Below are 16,567 nucleotides of genomic sequence, written 5' to 3'. Positions count from 1 at the left end.
CGCTGCTAACCGCAGCGTTGCAGGCGTTTGCCCACCATCGCGTCGCCCAGGGCGTCGATGGCGGCGCGTTGCGCGTCGGTGATCGACGGCAGACGCAGGTTGGTGCTCACCCCCTCTGCGCGCTCCTGCGCCACCTTGGCGGTGCGGATGCCGTCGCGCTCGGCCTTCTGCAGTGCCTGCTGGGCGGCAGCTTCGGTGGAGTACGTCCCGAGCGCCAGACCCGGGGCCAGCCCGGCCGCCGTGATCTCGCGGTAGGCCACGCCCAGCTCGCGCAGCTCACCCTTCTTGCGATCGAGCTGCTGCTGGTTGTCGTAGCGCCCCATGTAGACGATCCAGCGACCGCCGCTGCGCACCTCCGTGAAGGAAAAGCCGGCGGCGGGCAGACCGAGCAAGGTCAGTTCGGCGCGCAGCAGTTCGGCCTGGGCGTCGGTGAATCCGCCCGCCTGCCAGCAGGCGCGTGGGCCGTTGCTGGTCGCCGCCGGCACGACGGGCGCGACGGCGGGTAAGGGCGCCGACGCTGCTGGTGCGGGCGTCGCCTCGGGTGCCGTGACCACCGCGTCCACCACCGGTGCGGCCAGTGCAGGCGGCGCGGACTCTGCCTTGGGGCCGTTGAGCAGGCGCAGTGCTTCGGGCTTCACCTGCTGTGTCAGGCGTTGAGGCTCGCGCTGTTCGGCGGGCCTCAGACCCAGCGCGTCCAGGTAACCCTGAGACCATGCGAAGTAGCCCGCGTTGGCCAGCACCAGCAGCCAGATGACCCACCTCAGCACGGGCGCACACTCACTTCGGCGCTGGTCACGGTCTGCATGCCGCGCTCGGTGAGCACCTGCAGTGCACCGTCGTCGTTCACGCCGCATGCTGTGCCGCGTGTGCCGTCAGACAACTGCACTGCCTGGCCCTGCAAGGCGTCCAGCTGCGCAAAACGCTGGGCAAATGCCGCAAACCCCTGCGAGGCAAAGGCCTGGACGTCGCGCACCAGCGCCGGTGCCACGCGCTCCAGCACTTCGCCCGGCGTGATGCCCACCAGCACCTCGGCCAGACCGGCTGGCGCCATGGCCGTGACCGCAGAGCCATCCGGCACCAGCGCGGCCACCGCCGACACCTCGGGCCGCGCCACGTTGATGCCCACGCCGATCACCACCATGCGCTGGCCCTGACCGGCCTCACCCGTGCTGGCCGTCTCCACCAGAATGCCGCCGATCTTGCGCTGGTGCAGCCAGAGGTCGTTGGGCCATTTCAGGCGAACGTCAGCGTGCAGGCTGTGCGCCAGGCTCACGCCCACCGCCAGCGACAGGCCCGACCAGCTGGCGGGTGCCAGGGGCATCGCCAGAGAAAACGTGAGCGATTGACCGACCTTGCTGTGCCAGCCCTTGCCCAGTCTTCCGCGACCCGCAGTCTGGTCCTCGGCGGCCAGCAGCACCGGCTCCATCAGGCCGCTGCGCGCGCGGCGCATGAGCTCGCTGCTGGTGGAGTCGATGCTGGGCAGCACCTCGACCGTGAAGCCGGGCAGTGTCGGCTCAACCGCCTGCCAGACGGCTTCTGCGTGGCGGATCAAGGTGTCGGCCATGGGCCGTTCAGCCGAGTTTCGACGCTTTGCCCGCGCGCTTGGGCGCGAGCAAGGTGCCGCGGCACTTCTTCGCGCCGCACCAGCAGGGGTACTCGGCCTTGAGCTTGGGCGTGTAAGGCTCATCGATCACCAGGCCGTAGTCGTAGAACAGCTCTTCGCCAGCTTTGATGTTGCGCTGCGCCCGGATGAAAACGCGGCCTTCCTCCACCTCGGCTTCGCAGTTGGGCGCGCAGCTGTGGTTGATCCAGCGCGCCGAATTGCCGCCGTGTTTGGCGTCGATCACATGCTCTTCGTCGATGTGGAAGTAGAAGGTGTGGTTCGGGTCGGTCGGGTCGTGCGGGTGGCGGCGCAGGGCCTCGTCCCAGGTGATCACCTCGCCCACATATTCAATGAGGGTTTCGCCCTCGGCCAGATCCACCACGGCATAGACACCGCGGCCGTGCACGCCGGACTTGCGGGTCTGGATGCGCCGGCCAGCACCGTTCGGCTGGGCGGCCACGGCGGGTTTTTCGGCGGGCGCAGTCGACTTTTTGGGGCTTTTCGTCACGGCCGGAATATTTGGTAAGGTTGTTTCATGCAGGTGCGCGCGAGTGTGCGCGTGCCCATGTGCGCGTGCACACGCGCGTGGAAAGTTGATTGTAGAGATGAAAAACGAAGGTTCAGCCAAAACGCTGGTCATTGCCGAGAAGCCGTCCGTGGCCCAGGACATCGTGCGTGCGCTCACCCCGGTGGCGGGCAAGTTCGAGAAGCACGACGACCACTTCGAGAACGACCAGTACGTGGTCACTTCCGCCGTGGGCCACCTGGTGGAGATCGCCGCGCCGGAAGAATTCGACGTCAAGCGCGGCAAGTGGAGCTTTGCCCACCTGCCGGTGCTGCCGCCCTACTTTGAACTCAAGCCGATCGACAAGACCAAGTCGCGCCTGTCCGCGGTGGTGAAGCTGGCCAAGCGCAAGGACGTGGCCCGCCTCATCAACGCCTGCGACGCGGGCCGCGAGGGTGAGCTGATCTTTCGCCTGATCGAGCAGTACGCCGGTGGCTTGAAGGGTGGCAGTTACCAGACGCTGGGCAAGCCGGTGCAGCGCCTGTGGCTGCAGTCCATGACGCCCGCGGCCATCCGCGACGGCTTCGAGCACCTGCGCACCAACGAGCAGATGCAGGGCCTGGCCGACGCCGCGCGCAGCCGCTCCGAAGCCGACTGGATGGTCGGCATCAACGGCACGCGTGCCATGACGGCATTCAACTCGCGCGACGGCGGCTTTTTCCTGACCACGGTCGGTCGGGTGCAGACGCCCACGCTGTCCATCGTGGTCGAGCGCGAAGAAAAGATCCGCGCCCACCGCAGCCGCGACTATTGGGAGATTCACGCGAGCTTCCTGGCCGAGGCCGGCGAGTACCCCGGCAAGTGGTTCGACCCCGCGTTCAAGAAACCCACAGGCGACGACGCCGATCTGGAACAGCGCGCCGACCGCGTGTGGAACCAGCGCGAAGCCCTGGCCATTGCCGATGCGGTGCGCGGCAAGGCCGCCAGCGTCAAGGAAGAAAGCAAGCCCACCACGCAAGCCAGTGGCCTGCTGTACGACCTGACCAGCCTGCAACGCGAGGCCAACGGCCGCTTCGGCTTCTCGGCCAAGACCACGCTGCAGCTCGCGCAAAGCCTCTACGAGCGCCACAAGGCCCTGACCTACCCGCGTACCGATTCGCGCGCCCTGCCCGAGGACTACCTGCCCACGGTGAAGGAAACCTTCGAGATGCTGGCCGACAGCGGCATGAAGCACCTGGCGCCGCACGCGCTCACCGCGCTCAACAACGGCTACATCCGCCCGAGCAAGCGCATCTTCGACAACAGCAAGGTGTCGGACCACTTCGCCATCATCCCCACGCTGCAGGCGCCCAGCGGCCTGAGCGACGCCGAGCAGAAGCTGTACGACCTGGTGGTGCGCCGCTTCCTCGCGGTGTTCTTTCCCAGCGCCGAGTTCATGGTCACCACACGCATCACCTCGTCGGTCGGCCACCACTTCAAGACCGAAGGCAAGGTGCTGGTCAAGCCGGGCTGGATGGCCGTGTACGGCAAGGAAGCCGCGGAAGACGTGACCGATGCGAAAGAGGGCGACAAAGGCCAGAACCTGGTGCCGGTGCGCGAAGGCGAGACCGTGCGCACCGAGTCGGTGGAGACCAAGGGCCTGAAGACCAAGCCGCCCGCGCGCTACTCGGAAGCCACGCTGCTGGGCGCCATGGAAGGCGCGGGCAAGCTGGTGGACGATGACGAACTGCGCGAGGCCATGCAGGAAAAGGGCCTGGGCACACCAGCCACGCGCGCGGCCGTGATCGAAGGCTTGCTCACCGAGAAGTACATGTTCCGCGAAGGCCGCGAGATCATTCCCACGGCCAAGGCCTTCCAGCTCATGACGCTGTTGCGCGGCCTGGGTGTGGAAGAACTCTCCAAGGCCGAACTCACGGGCGAGTGGGAATACAAGCTCGCGCAGATGGAGCACGGCCAGCTCAGCCGCGCCGCGTTCATGGCCGAGATCGCCGCCATGACCGAGCGCATGGTGAAGAAGGCCAAGGAATACGACCGCGACACCATCCCCGGCAACTACGCCACGCTGGCCACGCCCTGCCCCAACTGCGGCGGCGTGGTGAAGGAAAACTACCGCCGCTACGGCTGCACCGGCGCCGACGGCAACAGCGAAGGCTGTGGCTTCTCGTTCGGCAAGTCGCCCGCGGGGCGCACCTTCGAGCCCGACGAGTCCGAACAGCTGCTGCGTGACAAGAAGATCGGCCCCCTCGACGGCTTTCGCTCCAAGGCGGGCTGGCCCTTCGTGGCCGAGATCGTGCTCAAGTACAGCGAAGACGACAAGAACTGGAAGCTGGAGTTCGACTTCGGCGACGACAAGAAGGGCGAAGAAAGCGGTGAGCTGGTGGACTTCAGCGCCAGCGAAGCGCTGGGCGTCTGCCCCAAGTGCGGTGGCGCGGTGCACGAGCACGGCGCCAACTACGTGTGCATCCGCTCGGTGCCCACCGAGCAGCAGCCCACGCCCACCTGCGACTTCAAGAGCGGCAAGATCATCCTGCAGCAGCCGGTGGCGCGTGAGCAGATGAGCAAGCTGCTGGAGACCGGCAAGACGGACCTGCTCGACAAATTCGTTTCCATGCGCACGCGCCGCGCGTTCAAGGCCTTCCTGGCCTGGGACAAGGAAGCGGGCAAGGTGAACTTCGAGTTCGCGCCGTCCAAGTTCCCGCCGCGCAAGACGGCGGCTGGCGCGCCGGCGAAAGGTGCGCCAGCGAAGAAAGCCGCTGCGAAAGTGGCTGCCAAAGCCGCGCCCGCCAAGAAGGCCGCCGCGAAGAAAACGCCCGCCGTCAAGGCGGTCAAGGCCCCGCGCAAGACCACCGCCGCCACCGGCAAACAACCCAGCGCCGCGCTGGCCGCCGTGATCGGCGAAGGCGCGGTGTCGCGCCCCGAGGTGGTGAAGAAGCTGTGGGATTACATCAAGGCCAACGGCCTGCAGGACGCGGCCGACAAACGCCGTGTGAATGCCGACGCCAAGCTCGCGCTGGTGTTCGGCAAGCCGCAGGTCACCATGTTCGAGATCGCTGGCATCGTGGGCCAGCACCTGAGTTGAATTTCAAAAGGTTTTTCACATGAGTCTGAAACTGTTCTTCGCTCCCGGCGCCTGCTCCTTCGTGCCGCACGCCATGCTCGAACTCGCCGAAGTGGCCTTCGAGCCATCGATCGTGAAATTGCACAAGGGCGAGCAACGTTCGCCCGACTACCTGGCACTCAACCCGCGCGGCCAGGTGCCGGTGCTGGTGGACGGCGACGAGGTGGTCACCCAGATCGTGGCGATCCTGTTGTACCTCGACGAAAAACTGCCCATGGTCGGCATCCTGCCGCCGGCGGGCCTGGAGCGTGCGCGTGCCTTGCAGGTGCTGGCCTGGATGAACAACACGGTGCACCCCACGTTCACCCATGTGTTCATGCCGCACAAGTTCACCGACGACGAGGCGGCGCAAAAGGCGATTCGAGACTTCGGCGCGGCGCGCTACCGCGAGCTGCTGGGCGAAATCGAAGCCATTGCCGCCCAAGCCGCGCCCTGGATGGTGGGCGCTCGTCCCGGTGCGCTGGACGCATATGCGCTCACGCTGCTGCGCTGGGGCGGTTACGCCGGCATCAACCCGACCGACTTCCCCGCCACCTGGGATCTGGTTCAGCGCTTCGCCGAACTGCCCGGCGTGGCCCGTGCAATCGAGCGCGAGAAGCTGCAACTCAACGTGTACAAGCCGGCCTGAGCCGGCCACCCGGCACCGCGACTACTCCTGCACCACCTGCGGCTTGGTCGGTGTGAAACGCACCGACACCCGCAGACCGCGTCTGCCTCGCTCGGGGTGGGCGTCCTCCATGGACACCGTGGCGCCGTGTTGCTGCGCGATTTCCAGCACGATGGCCAGGCCCAGGCCCGAGCCGTCGACGTTGGTGCCCAGCGCACGGTAGAACGGCTGCATCACGAACTCGCGCTCGTTCTCCGGAATGCCCGGACCGTCGTCTTCCACTTGCAGGATCTGCACGCCGCTGAAGCGGTCCAGCAGCACGCGCACCGTGACCACACCGCCCTGCCCGGTGTAGTGGATCGCGTTGTCCACCAGATTGCGCACCATCTCCTGCAGCAGCGTCGGGTTGCCGTCCATCAGGCAGTCGTCGGGCGTGTCCTCCGGACCTTCGAATCCGAGATCGATACCAGCCTCCAGCGCCCTCGGCACCGAGTCCTGCACCACGTCGGGCACCAGGCGGGCGAGGTCGATGCGCGCGCTGGGCAGGGTGCGGCCGGTGGTCTCGGCGCGGGCCAGGGCCAGCAGCTGGTTCACCGTGTGCGTGGCGCGCGCGCTGGAGCGGGCGATGTGCTGCAGCGAGCCGCGAATCTCCACCGGATCGGTCTCGCGCTGCGCGAGTTCGGCCTGCATCCGCAGACCCGCCAATGGCGTCTTGAGCTGGTGCGCGGCGTCGGCCAGAAAACGTTTCTGCGTGGTGAGCGAGGCCTTGAGCCGCGTCAGCAGGTCGTTGATCGACGACACCAGCGGCGCGACCTCCTGCGGGATGAACGACTCCTCGATCGGGCTGAGGTCGTCCGGCTTGCGCGCCCGGATGCGCTGCTCCAGTTCGTTGAGCGGGCGGATGGCGCGCACCAGTGCCAGCCACACCAGCAGCACCGCCAGCGGCAGGATCACGAACTGCGGGACCATCACGCCCTTGATGATCTCGGTGGCCAGCGTCGAGCGTTTGCCCTTGGTCTCGGCCACCTGCATCAGCACCAGGCGCTGCGGATCGCTGCGCGCCAGCCAGGTGTAGGCCACCCGCACCTCGTCGCCGCGCACGGTGTCGTCGCGCAGCAGCACGCGCCCGGGCTCGGGCTCGGGCGCTTCGTTGTCGCGCGGTGGTGGAAAGTCGAGTTCGCCACTGATGAGGGCGCCACGCGGATCGAGCACCTGGTAGTAAACGAGATCGCTGTCGTCGGCGCGCAGCAGATCGCGCGCTTGCGCGTTGAGCTTGAAGGTGATCTGGTCGTTTTCGAGCACCACGAACTGGGTGAGGGCTTGCAGGTTGAATTCGAGGGCGCGATCGAACGGTTTGCTGGCGATGCCCTGCGCCACGAACCAGGTGAGTGCCAGCGACAACGGCCACAGCAGCAAGAGCGGCGTGAGCATCCAGTCCAGGATCTCGCCGAACAGGCTGCGTTGTTCGCGCTGAAACAGGCCGAATCCCTTCGGCGCCAGCCGGCCGTCCGCCGGGGGCAGCGGCTCGCTGAAAGTCCGACCGTCAGCTGGCGATTTTTTCAAGGCAGTAGCCCAGCCCGCGCACCGTGGCGATGCGGATCGGGCCTTTTTCGATCTTCTTGCGCAGGCGGTGGATGTAGACCTCGATGGCGTTGTTGCTCACCTCTTCGCCCCACTCGCACAGCCGCTCGACCAGCTGGTCCTTGCTGACCAGGCGCCCGGCGCGTTGCAGCAACACCTCCAGCAGGCCGAGTTCGCGCGCCGAGAGTTCGACCATCTTGCCGTCGATGGTGGCCACGCGGCCGGCCTGGTCGTATTCGAGGGGGCCGTGGCGGATGGTGTTGGTGCTGCCGCCCATGCCACGGCGCGCCAGTGCGCGCACGCGCGCCTCAAGCTCCTGCAACGAGAACGGCTTGGCCATGTAGTCGTCGGCCCCGTAGTCCAGGCCCTTTACGCGTTCCTCGATGCTGTCGGCGGCGGTGAGCACCAGCACCGGCATCGAGGAACCGCGCGAGCGCAACCGCTTGAGCACCTCCAGGCCATGCAGTCTGGGCAAGCCGAGGTCCAGAATCAACAGGTCGAACTCGTTGTTGGTCATCAGGGCGGCGTCGGCTTCGCTGCCGCTGGACACGTGGTCCACCGCGGCGCCCGCCGCGCGCAGGCTGCGCAACAGGCCGTCGGCCAGAACCTGGTCGTCTTCTGCAATCAGGATGCGCATGGGGGGAGTCTCCTGTGCTGATCGGGCAGCGTTGTTATGGTGCCGCGTCGCGGGTGCGCGTGACAGTCAAGGCAGGTGCATTTTAGGTCGCATACCCCACGCCGTAGCCTGTCCGGGCCGAGGGCTTTCACCGGGAGGGCACGGCCGCGCGCGCCCCCGGTGCTTCCGATCCATAGGCCTCCAGGCCCAGGGCCACCACCGTAGCCACCGCGTCGCCCACCTGCGAGCGGAACTCGGCCTCGGCCTGCGCCACCGCCGTGCGAAACGCGTCCAGCCACAAAAGGCCGGTGTCGGTGAAGACAATGCGCCGCGCCCGGGCATCGCGCGGGTCGGGCTCGCGCCGCACCAGGCCCCAGGCCTCGCACTGCGTCACCAGGTCGCCCATGGCCTGTTTGCTCATGCCGGCCTGGTGCGCCAGCTCGGTCAGGCGCGAGCCGTGCAAGCCGAGGTGACGCGTGATGTGGATGTGGGCCGCGCCCACCTGCGCACGCGCCGCGAGGTGAGAGAGTGCCAGCGGCACGTTGGCGTCGTGTGCCATCAGGCTGAGCACGCGCTCGTCGAAGCGCCGCAGCGCCAGGCCCATCAGCCGGCCGAGGTGGCCGCCGCGCCAGCGGTCGTCGGGTTCCATGGGCGTTTCAGGGAGGCTTTCCGTCATGCGCAAATAGTAAGGCAAACTGACAAAAAAATGAAGAATCGTGATTCAATCAGCTTGTAAACTGCTGTTCAAGCATCCAGCCTGTACACAACCACACAGGCCTTGCCAACCCTTCCAACCAGCCCAGGAGCCCCCATGGACGCAGCCGTCAAGCCCAACCCCCTCAACAGCGAAAAAGCCAAGGCCCTGCAGGTCGCGCTGGCCCAGATCGAGAAGCAATTCGGCAAGGGCACCATCATGCGGCTGGGCGAAGGCGAGGTGATCGAAGACATTCAGGTGGTGTCCACCGGATCGCTCGGCCTGGACATCGCGCTGGGCGTTGGCGGCCTGCCTCGCGGTCGTGTGGTCGAGATCTACGGCCCGGAATCCTCGGGCAAGACCACGCTCACGCTGCAGGTGATCGCCGAGATGCAGAAGCTCGGTGGCCAGTGCGCGTTTGTCGACGCCGAACACGCGCTGGACATCCAGTACGCACAGAAACTCGGCGTGAACCTGCAGGACCTGCTGATCAGCCAGCCCGACACCGGCGAACAAGCCCTCGAAATCGTGGACAGCCTGGTGCGCTCCGGCGCGGTCGACCTGATCGTGGTGGACTCGGTGGCCGCGCTCACGCCCAAGGCCGAACTCGAAGGCGAAATGGGCGATTCGCTGCCCGGCCTGCAGGCCCGCCTGATGAGCCAGGCGCTGCGCAAGCTCACCGCGCACATCAAGAAGACCAACTGCATGGTGATCTTCATCAACCAGATCCGCATGAAGATCGGCGTCATGTTCGGCAGCCCCGAAACCACCACCGGCGGCAATGCGCTCAAGTTCTACGCATCGGTCCGCCTGGACATCCGCCGCACCGGCACCATCAAGAAGGGCGAAGAGGCGATCGGCAACGAAACCAAGGTCAAGGTGGTCAAGAACAAAGTGGCGCCACCCTTCAAGACGGCCGAGTTCGACATCCTGTTCGGTGAAGGCATCAGCCGCGAGGGTGAGATCCTCGACCTCGGCGTGGTGCACCGGGTGGTGGAGAAGTCGGGCGCCTGGTACGCCTACAACGGCGAGAAGATCGGCCAGGGCCGCGACAATTCGCGCGAATTCCTGCGCGAGAACCCCGAACTGCGCGTCGAGATCGAGAACAAGGTTCGCACCGAACTGGGCGTGCCGCTGCTGCCGGTGGAAGAAGCACCGGCACCCGCCAAAGGCGGCAAGGCAGCAAAAGCCGCCAAGGCCGAAGCCGGCACTGCGCCGCTGGCCGAGTGAGGGTCGCGTTCACGGCTTGGGCCGTGAGCGTTTCACATGGGCTTTGACCAGATTTCCCTCAAGGGCCGGGCGCTGCGCCTGCTCTCGGGGCGGGAACACTCGCGCACCGAGTTGCAGCGCAAGCTCCGCGCGCATGAAACGGAGCCGGGCGAACTGGCCCGGGCGCTGGACGAACTGGAGGCCAAGGGCTTCATCAGCGAACAGCGCGTGATCGAGTCGGTGGTGCACCGGCGCTCGGCAAAGCTGGGCGCCTCGCGGGTGCGCCAGGAGCTGCAAGCCAAGGGCCTGGACCCGCAGGCCGTGGCCGAGGCGGTGGCCGCACTGCAGGGCTCCGAGGTGGCGCGTGCGCGCGAGGTGTGGCGCAAGAAGTTCGGCCAGCCGCCCGCGGACGCCGCCGAGCGGAGCAAACAGATGCGGTTTCTGGCTTCGCGCGGCTTTGGCGGTGAAGCGATCCGGCGCGTGGTGCAGGGCGCCGATGACGACAGCGGGCTTTAAAGGCCCAGCATCAGTTTCAGGTTTTGCACCGCCGCGCCACTGGCACCTTTGCCCAGGTTGTCCAGCCGCGCCACCACCACGGCGTGCTGCGCTGGCGCATTGCCAAACACGCGGATTTCCAGCCGGTTGGTGTCGTTGAGCGCCAGCGCATCGAGCTTGCCGCTCTCGGTCGCGGGCTCGGCGCTCACCCACTCACTGCCGGCGTAGTGCTTGGCGTACACCGCATGCAGGTCGGCAAGCGTCGGTTGCCCGGGCAAGGTGTCCAGGTGCAGCGGCAATTCCACCAGCATGCCTTGAGCGAAGTTGCCCACCGCCGGAATGAAGATGGGGCGGCGCGTGAGGCCGGTGTAGGCCATGATTTCCGGAATGTGCTTGTGCTGCAGGCCCAGCGCGTAAAGCTCGTAGGCCGGTGCATCGCCCTTCTCGTAAGCTTCGATCATGGTGCGACCGCCGCCCGAGTACCCGCTCACGGCCGGCAGGCAAACCGGGTGATCGGGCGGCAACACGCCGGCGTCGATCAAGGGACGCAGCAGGGCAATGGCGCCGCTGGCGTAGCAGCCAGGGTTGGCCACGCGCTCGGCTTGGACCACCGCGTTGCGCTGGTCTGCGGCGAGTTCGGGAAAGCCGAACACCCAGCCCGGCGCAGTGCGGTGCGCCGTGGAGGCATCGATGATCTTGGGCCGGTGTCCGACCATCGCATCGATCATCGCCACCGACTCGCGTGCCGCGTCGTCGTGCAGGCACAAGATCACCAGGTCGACCTGGGCCATCAATTCGCGTTTGGCGGTCGGATCTTTGCGGCGCTCCGGGGCAATGCTCACCACTTCGATGGCGGGCATGAGTTCAAGCCGCTCGCGAATTTGAAGTCCGGTGGTGCCGGCTTCGCCGTCGATGAAAACCTTGGCCATGGCCGGTCCGCCTTGTCAGTGAGGATTCAGTAGAGCGTCCAACAATCGGCGTGCAATGCGTGTTTGCGGCGCTCGATTTTGGTGCGATGCACCATGATACAGTCCTCGGTTGCTGATTTTCAGTGCCCGCTTTTCGACCCCCCGCCGCGGTCGGTCGACGATTCCTCTACCCATTCCTGAGAGAGCCCTCATGAAGATCCACGAATACCAAGGCAAGGAAGTCTTGCGCCAGTTTGGTGTGCCGGTGCCCCGCGGCATCCCGGCTTTCACGGTGCAGGAGGCGGTCGAAGCCGCCCAGAAACTGGGCGGTCCCGTGTGGGTCGTCAAGGCCCAGATCCACGCCGGTGGACGTGGCAAGGGCGGCGGCGTGAAAGTGGCCAAGACCATTGAAGACCTCAAGCGCATCGCGGGCGAGATTCTGGGCATGCAGCTCAAGACCCACCAGACCGGCCCAGAGGGCCAGAAGGTGCGTCGCCTCTACATCGAAGACGGCGCCGACATCAAGAATGAGTTGTATGTGTCACTTGTCACCGACCGCGCGACCCAGAAGGTGGCGCTGATCGCATCGAGCGAAGGTGGCATGGACATCGAGGAAGTGGCCCACTCCACGCCCGAGAAGATCATCACCGAGATGATCGATCCGCTGACCGGCATCACCGAAGCACAATCCCGCAAGGTCGCGGCCGCCATCGGCCTGACCGGCGCTTCCGTGGACCAGGCGGTGGACATCTTCGCCAAGATCTACAAGTGCTACATGGACACCGACGCGTCCCTGGTGGAGATCAACCCGCTGAACTGCGACTCCAAGGGCAACCTGATGGCCCTGGACGCCAAGTTCAACTTCGATCCCAACGCGCTGTTCCGCCACCCCGAGATCGTGGCCTACCGCGATCTGGACGAAGAAGATCCCGCCGAGATCGAAGCCAGCAAGTTCGATCTGGCCTACATCAGCCTGGACGGCAATATCGGTTGCCTGGTCAACGGTGCCGGTCTGGCCATGGCCACCATGGACACCATCAAGCTGTTCGGCGCCGAGCCGGCGAACTTCCTGGACGTGGGCGGCGGTGCCACCCCCGAGAAGGTCACGGAAGCCTTCAAGATCATGCTCAAGAACGACAAGGTCAAAGCGATCCTGGTCAACATCTTCGGCGGCATCATGAAGTGCGACACCATCGCCACCGGCGTGATCACCGCCTGCAAGGCGACCAACCTGAACGTGCCGCTGGTCGTTCGCATGAAGGGCACCAACGAAGAGCTGGGCAAGAAGATGCTGGCCGAGTCCGGTCTGCCGATCATCAGTGCCGACACCATGGCCGATGCCGCTCAAAAAGTGGTGGCCGCTGTCAAAGCCGCCTAACCCCGCACGGCCCCGCACGCGCTTCAAAGGAATCCACATGTCGATCTACATCAACAAAGACACCAAGGTCATCACCCAGGGCATCACGGGCAAGACCGGCCAGTTCCACACCGAAAAGTGCCAGGAATACGCGAACGGCAAAAACTGCTTCGTGGCCGGCGTGAACCCGAAGAAGGCCGGCGAGTCGATCTTCAACATCCCGATCTACGCCTCCGTCAAGGAAGCCGCATCACAAACCGGCGCCACCGTCTCGGTGATCTACGTGCCGCCCGCAGGCGCTGCCGCAGCGATCTGGGAAGCTGTTGAAGCCGACCTGGACCTGGCGATCTGCATCACCGAAGGCATCCCGGTCAAGGACATGCTCGAAGTGCGCAACCGCATGAAGGCCAAGGAAGCCGCCGGTGGCAAGCGCACCCTGCTGCTGGGCCCGAACTGCCCCGGCCTGATCACGCCCGACGAGATCAAGATCGGCATCATGCCCGGTCACATCCACCGCAAGGGCCGCATCGGTGTGGTCTCGCGCTCGGGCACGCTGACCTACGAAGCCGTGGCGCAGCTGACCGAAATCGGTCTGGGCCAGTCCAGCGCCGTGGGCATCGGTGGCGACCCCATCAACGGTCTGAAGCACATCGACGTGATGAAGGCCTTCAACGACGATCCCGACACCGACGCCGTCATCATGATCGGCGAGATCGGTGGCCCGGACGAAGCCGAAGCCGCGATGTGGTGCAAGGAAAACATGAAGAAGCCGATCGTGGGCTTCATTGCTGGCGTCACCGCGCCAGCAGGCAAGCGCATGGGCCACGCTGGTGCCCTGATTTCCGGCGGCGCCGACACGGCCGATGCCAAGCTGGAAATCATGGAAGCCTGCGGCTTCACGATCACGCGCAACCCGTCGGAAATGGCCAAGCTGCTGAAGTCGCGTCTGTAATCAAGGACGCGGGTCGTGAAAAGGGCAACGCTTGCGTTGCCTTTTTTTTCGCTCATGCGGTGTGTGCGGCTTCAAACGCACAGATGTGCTTGCTCTGGGGATGACCGCTGAAACAAAATGCAACACCTTGGGTTTCATGCCAACCGCAGACACCCGATGAGTCTTGTAGGGTTGCGCTTCCGTGCGTGCTCGACAGCCTGCATTGAAACCAACCCGGTCCTTCCCACCCGTGTCCACCAGCCAACGCCAGAGCCGGCCCAAGCGCAAACGCCCCCTGTGGCGTTCGGACGCCGCCATGGGCCTGGCCGTGCTCGCGGCGGTGTTTGCCCTGCACGCCGCCACCGATTTCTTCAGCGGGCTGGAGCGCCGCTTCTTTGATGTGGCCAGCACGAAAACGGCCAGGCAGCCCAGCGACCGCATCGCCATCATCGCCATCGATGACCAGAGCATCGCCAATATTGGCCGCTGGCCGTGGCCGCGGGAAGTGCATGCCCAACTGATCGATCAGCTCAGTGCCGCCCGCGCCAAGACCGTTGCCCACACCGCCTTCTTTTTCGAACCCCAGACCGACCGCGGACTGGTGCAACTGCGGGAATTGCGCGGCTTGCTGGAGGGGTCGCAAGCGGGTAGCGCACCACTGACCGATCTGGGCAATGAAGGGCGCCAGCGTTTGCTGGGCTTCATAGGAAAGGCCGAACAACAGCTCGACTCCGATGCTCGTCTGGTGGCCAGCATGGCGCGCGCGGGCAACGTCATCGTGCCGTCGGTGTTTGAGCTGGGTGAGCTCCAAGGCCGCGCCGATCAACCCCTGCCGGCGTTTGCGCAGCGCAGCGCCATTGTCGACAACTCGACCTTTGGCGTGCCCGCCCTGCACTCACAACAGCCGCTGCCCGCCATCGGTGAAGCTGCTCGGGCCGTGGGCCACCTCAACCAGTTGCCCGATGTCGACGGTTCGGTACGGCAGGAAGGTTTGCTGGTCCAGTTCGATGGCTTTGCCGTGCCCTCCATGGGTCTGGCCATTGCCGCCAACAGCCTGAACCTCACGGCCCAAGACCTGCAGCTGGTGCCTGGCGAGGGTGTCCAGTTGGGCCGCAGCCTGATCCCGACCGATGACTCGGCCCGTTTTCTGCCGCAGTTCTATCCCGATCACGATGGCAAGCCGGCGTTCGCAGTGGACTCGTTCTACGACGTGCTCTCAGGCCGCATCCCGGCCAGCAAATACACCGACAAGATCGTGATCATCGGCGCCACGGCCGCCGGTGTGGGCACCTTGTTCACCACGCCGGTATCGGCCGCCCTCTCGCCGGCCGCCATCCTGGCCCACATCACTTCCAGCATCCTCGCCGGTCACCACATCGCGCAGCCGGTCTGGGGCGGCCTCGCGGTGCTGGGCGCTTTGCTGCTGGTCGTGGTCTATGTCGTGTGGGTGTTGCCCCGGTTGTCGGCGGCAGCCGGAGCGGCTTGCACCGGCGTGCTGTTCATGGTCTTGCTGGGGGCCGAATACGGTTTGTTGTCGGCCGCAGCCACCTGGCTCCAACTGGTGTTTCCAGCGGCGCTCTTGCTCATCGGGCACCTGGCGCTCACCACGCGGCGTTTTCTCGTCACCGAGGCAGGCAAGGCCAAGTCCGACGAAGAGTCGGCCGAGACCAACCGCATGATGGGCCTGGCCCTGCAGGGGCAAGGTCAGCTGGACATGGCCTTCGACCGCATGCGCCGTGTGCCCTTCAGCGACGCGCTGATGGACAACCTCAAGCACCTTGCGCTCGATTTCGAGCGCAAACGTCAGTTCAACAAGGCCGAGGCTGTTTACGAACACATGGCGAAGCTGGACCGTTCCGACGCCGATGTGCAGCGGCGTTTGAAGCGGGCAAAGAACCTGTCGGAGACGGTGGTGCTCGGCGGCGGCTCCTCGCACCCGGGCGGCACCTTGCTGCTGGACAACGGGGGCGTGGAGAAACCCATGCTGGGCCGCTATCAGGTGGAGAAAGAACTGGGCAAGGGCGCCATGGGCGTGGTCTACCAGGGACGCGATCCCAAGATCGGCCGCACGGTGGCGATCAAGACGCTGGCGCTGAGTGCCGAGTTCGAAGGCTCCGAACTGGTCGATGTGCGTGAACGCTTCTTCCGGGAGGCCGAGACGGCAGGCCGGCTGCAACACCCCAACATCGTCACCATCTTTGATGCAGGCGAAGAGCACGACCTCGCTTACATCGCCATGGAGTTCCTGCCCGGTCGTGATCTGGTCGAGTTCACCCGCGCGGGCAATCTGCTGCCGGTGTCCACGGTGCTGAGCATCGGCGAACAGGTTGCCACCGCGTTGGACCATGCGCACCGCCAACAGGTGGTCCACCGCGACATCAAGCCCGCCAACGTGATGTTTGATTCGGCGACCCAGTCGGTCAAGGTGACCGACTTCGGCATTGCGCGCATCACGGGTTCGAGCAAGACCAAGACCGGCATGGTGCTGGGCACGCCCAGCTTCATGTCACCTGAGCAGCTCGCCGGCCTGCACGTGGACGGCCGCTCCGACCTGTATTCGCTGGGTGTGATGCTGTTTCAGCTGCTCACCGGTACGCTGCCGCTCAAAGGCGACTCGATGGCCGCGTTGATGTACCAGATTGCCAATCAGCCCGCACCCAGTGTGCGCAGCTTTCGGCCGGAACTGCCGCAAGCGCTGGCCGACGTGCTGGAGCGGACCCTGGCCAAGTCGCCGGCGGACCGTTTCCAGACCGGTGCCGAACTGGCTGCCATGTTGCGGCGCTGCATCCATCCTGGAGAAGATGTGGCGCTTCCCCGCACGAACATCAGCGAAGCCAGCGCCGACTCGTTTGAAGTGACTCAGGCCTTGCCGCGCGATGCAGATAACGCGATGGCTGCCACGCTTGTCACGCCGCGGCCCGATTCAGCGCGTGGTTCCTGAAA

14 protein-coding genes are annotated in these 16,567 nt (G+C 65.7%); 7 read left to right on the top strand and 7 right to left on the bottom strand.

The annotated features are described in order from the left end of the window. Positions 1–5: 5 nt before the first annotated feature. Genes F9Z44_RS20340 through F9Z44_RS20330 form a run of 3 tightly spaced genes read right to left on the bottom strand, consistent with a single transcriptional unit; the run spans position 6 to position 2,111 of the window. Positions 6–767 (bottom strand): SPOR domain-containing protein, encoded by a 762-nt coding sequence (locus F9Z44_RS20340; protein ID WP_236574209.1) that lies wholly within the window; start codon positions 765–767, stop codon positions 6–8. After that, positions 761–1,564: a biotin--[acetyl-CoA-carboxylase] ligase gene (locus F9Z44_RS20335; RefSeq protein ID WP_159608488.1), complete on the bottom strand. Its 804-nt coding sequence runs from the start codon at positions 1,562–1,564 to the stop codon at positions 761–763. The genes F9Z44_RS20340 and F9Z44_RS20335 overlap by 7 nt, the downstream gene beginning before the upstream one ends. Before the next feature lie 7 nt (positions 1,565–1,571). Beyond that, a complete protein-coding gene (locus F9Z44_RS20330; RefSeq protein ID WP_236574208.1) occupies positions 1,572–2,111 on the bottom strand; it encodes an SET domain-containing protein in 540 nt (179 codons plus the stop codon). A 97-nt stretch (positions 2,112–2,208) separates the two neighbouring features. Between F9Z44_RS20330 and F9Z44_RS20325 the strand changes: the two genes are divergently transcribed. Beyond that, entirely contained in the window at positions 2,209–5,187 is a 2,979-nt protein-coding gene (locus tag F9Z44_RS20325; protein ID WP_159608487.1) for a DNA topoisomerase III, read from the top strand. 19 nt (positions 5,188–5,206) lie between these two features. Further along, complete coding sequence (locus F9Z44_RS20320; RefSeq protein WP_159608486.1) at positions 5,207–5,854, top strand: glutathione S-transferase family protein; 648 nt, start codon at positions 5,207–5,209, stop codon at positions 5,852–5,854. Between the two features lie 21 nt (positions 5,855–5,875). Here F9Z44_RS20320 and F9Z44_RS20315 read toward each other — a convergent pair whose 3' ends face one another. The 3 genes from F9Z44_RS20315 to F9Z44_RS20305 all read right to left on the bottom strand — a co-directional run bounded on the left by F9Z44_RS20315 (position 5,876) and on the right by F9Z44_RS20305 (position 8,679). Further along, positions 5,876–7,264: a sensor histidine kinase gene (locus F9Z44_RS20315; protein WP_159608827.1), complete on the bottom strand. Its 1,389-nt coding sequence runs from the start codon at positions 7,262–7,264 to the stop codon at positions 5,876–5,878. Between the two features lie 112 nt (positions 7,265–7,376). Beyond that, positions 7,377–8,051 carry a response regulator gene (locus F9Z44_RS20310; protein ID WP_159608485.1) on the bottom strand — a complete coding sequence of 225 codons (675 nt, stop codon included), beginning with the start codon at positions 8,049–8,051 and terminating at the stop codon, positions 7,377–7,379. 127 nt (positions 8,052–8,178) lie between these two features. Continuing rightward, positions 8,179–8,679, bottom strand: a complete 501-nt coding sequence (locus F9Z44_RS20305; RefSeq protein WP_159608484.1) for a MarR family winged helix-turn-helix transcriptional regulator — start codon at positions 8,677–8,679, stop codon at positions 8,179–8,181. Between the two features lie 162 nt (positions 8,680–8,841). Between F9Z44_RS20305 and recA the strand changes: the two genes are divergently transcribed. Further along, on the top strand, positions 8,842–9,954 hold the full coding sequence (gene recA / locus F9Z44_RS20300; RefSeq protein WP_159608483.1) for a recombinase RecA: 1,113 nt from the start codon (positions 8,842–8,844) through the stop codon (positions 9,952–9,954). A gap of 36 nt (positions 9,955–9,990) precedes the next feature. Next, a complete protein-coding gene (gene recX / locus F9Z44_RS20295) occupies positions 9,991–10,449 on the top strand; it encodes a recombination regulator RecX (RefSeq protein WP_159608482.1) in 459 nt (152 codons plus the stop codon). Here recX and argC read toward each other — a convergent pair. After that, on the bottom strand, positions 10,446–11,357 hold the full coding sequence (gene argC / locus F9Z44_RS20290) for an N-acetyl-gamma-glutamyl-phosphate reductase (protein WP_159608481.1): 912 nt from the start codon (positions 11,355–11,357) through the stop codon (positions 10,446–10,448). The genes recX and argC overlap by 4 nt on opposite strands. Positions 11,358–11,547: 190 nt before the next feature. Between argC and sucC the strand changes: the two genes are divergently transcribed. The 3 genes from sucC (at position 11,548) to F9Z44_RS20275 (ending at position 16,565) form a co-directional block, all read left to right on the top strand. After that, the gene (gene sucC, locus F9Z44_RS20285; protein WP_159608480.1) at positions 11,548–12,714 is read left to right on the top strand and encodes an ADP-forming succinate--CoA ligase subunit beta; all 1,167 of its coding nucleotides are present in this window, start codon (positions 11,548–11,550) and stop codon (positions 12,712–12,714) included. Between the two features lie 37 nt (positions 12,715–12,751). Then, complete coding sequence (sucD, locus tag F9Z44_RS20280; protein ID WP_159608479.1) at positions 12,752–13,645, top strand: succinate--CoA ligase subunit alpha; 894 nt, start codon at positions 12,752–12,754, stop codon at positions 13,643–13,645. A 229-nt stretch (positions 13,646–13,874) separates the two neighbouring features. Beyond that, complete coding sequence (locus tag F9Z44_RS20275) at positions 13,875–16,565, top strand: CHASE2 domain-containing serine/threonine-protein kinase (RefSeq protein ID WP_236574207.1); 2,691 nt, start codon at positions 13,875–13,877, stop codon at positions 16,563–16,565. The last annotated feature ends 2 nt before the right edge of the window (positions 16,566–16,567 follow it).

Origin of the sequence: Hydrogenophaga sp. PBL-H3 (assembly GCF_010104355.1) — a bacterium.
GTDB lineage: Bacteria > Pseudomonadota > Gammaproteobacteria > Burkholderiales > Burkholderiaceae_C > Hydrogenophaga.
The sequence above is the reverse complement of the archived record's forward strand: the minus strand, read 5'-3'. Positions and strand labels throughout refer to the sequence as shown.

What these genes read in the sequence shown, in the direction of transcription:
- F9Z44_RS20335 (WP_159608488.1), bottom strand. Translation starts at nt 1,564, where the DNA reads ATGGCCGACACCTTGATCCGCCACGCAGAAGCCGTCTGGCAGGCGGTT.
- F9Z44_RS20325 (WP_159608487.1), top strand. Translation starts at nt 2,209, where the DNA reads ATGAAAAACGAAGGTTCAGCCAAAACGCTGGTCATTGCCGAGAAGCCG.
- F9Z44_RS20320 (WP_159608486.1), top strand. Translation starts at nt 5,207, where the DNA reads ATGAGTCTGAAACTGTTCTTCGCTCCCGGCGCCTGCTCCTTCGTGCCG.
- F9Z44_RS20315 (WP_159608827.1), bottom strand. Translation starts at nt 7,264, where the DNA reads ATGCTCACGCCGCTCTTGCTGCTGTGGCCGTTGTCGCTGGCACTCACC.
- F9Z44_RS20310 (WP_159608485.1), bottom strand. Translation starts at nt 8,051, where the DNA reads ATGCGCATCCTGATTGCAGAAGACGACCAGGTTCTGGCCGACGGCCTG.
- F9Z44_RS20305 (WP_159608484.1), bottom strand. Translation starts at nt 8,679, where the DNA reads ATGGAACCCGACGACCGCTGGCGCGGCGGCCACCTCGGCCGGCTGATG.
- recA (WP_159608483.1), top strand. Translation starts at nt 8,842, where the DNA reads ATGGACGCAGCCGTCAAGCCCAACCCCCTCAACAGCGAAAAAGCCAAG.
- recX (WP_159608482.1), top strand. Translation starts at nt 9,991, where the DNA reads ATGGGCTTTGACCAGATTTCCCTCAAGGGCCGGGCGCTGCGCCTGCTC.
- argC (WP_159608481.1), bottom strand. Translation starts at nt 11,357, where the DNA reads ATGGCCAAGGTTTTCATCGACGGCGAAGCCGGCACCACCGGACTTCAA.
- sucC (WP_159608480.1), top strand. Translation starts at nt 11,548, where the DNA reads ATGAAGATCCACGAATACCAAGGCAAGGAAGTCTTGCGCCAGTTTGGT.
- sucD (WP_159608479.1), top strand. Translation starts at nt 12,752, where the DNA reads ATGTCGATCTACATCAACAAAGACACCAAGGTCATCACCCAGGGCATC.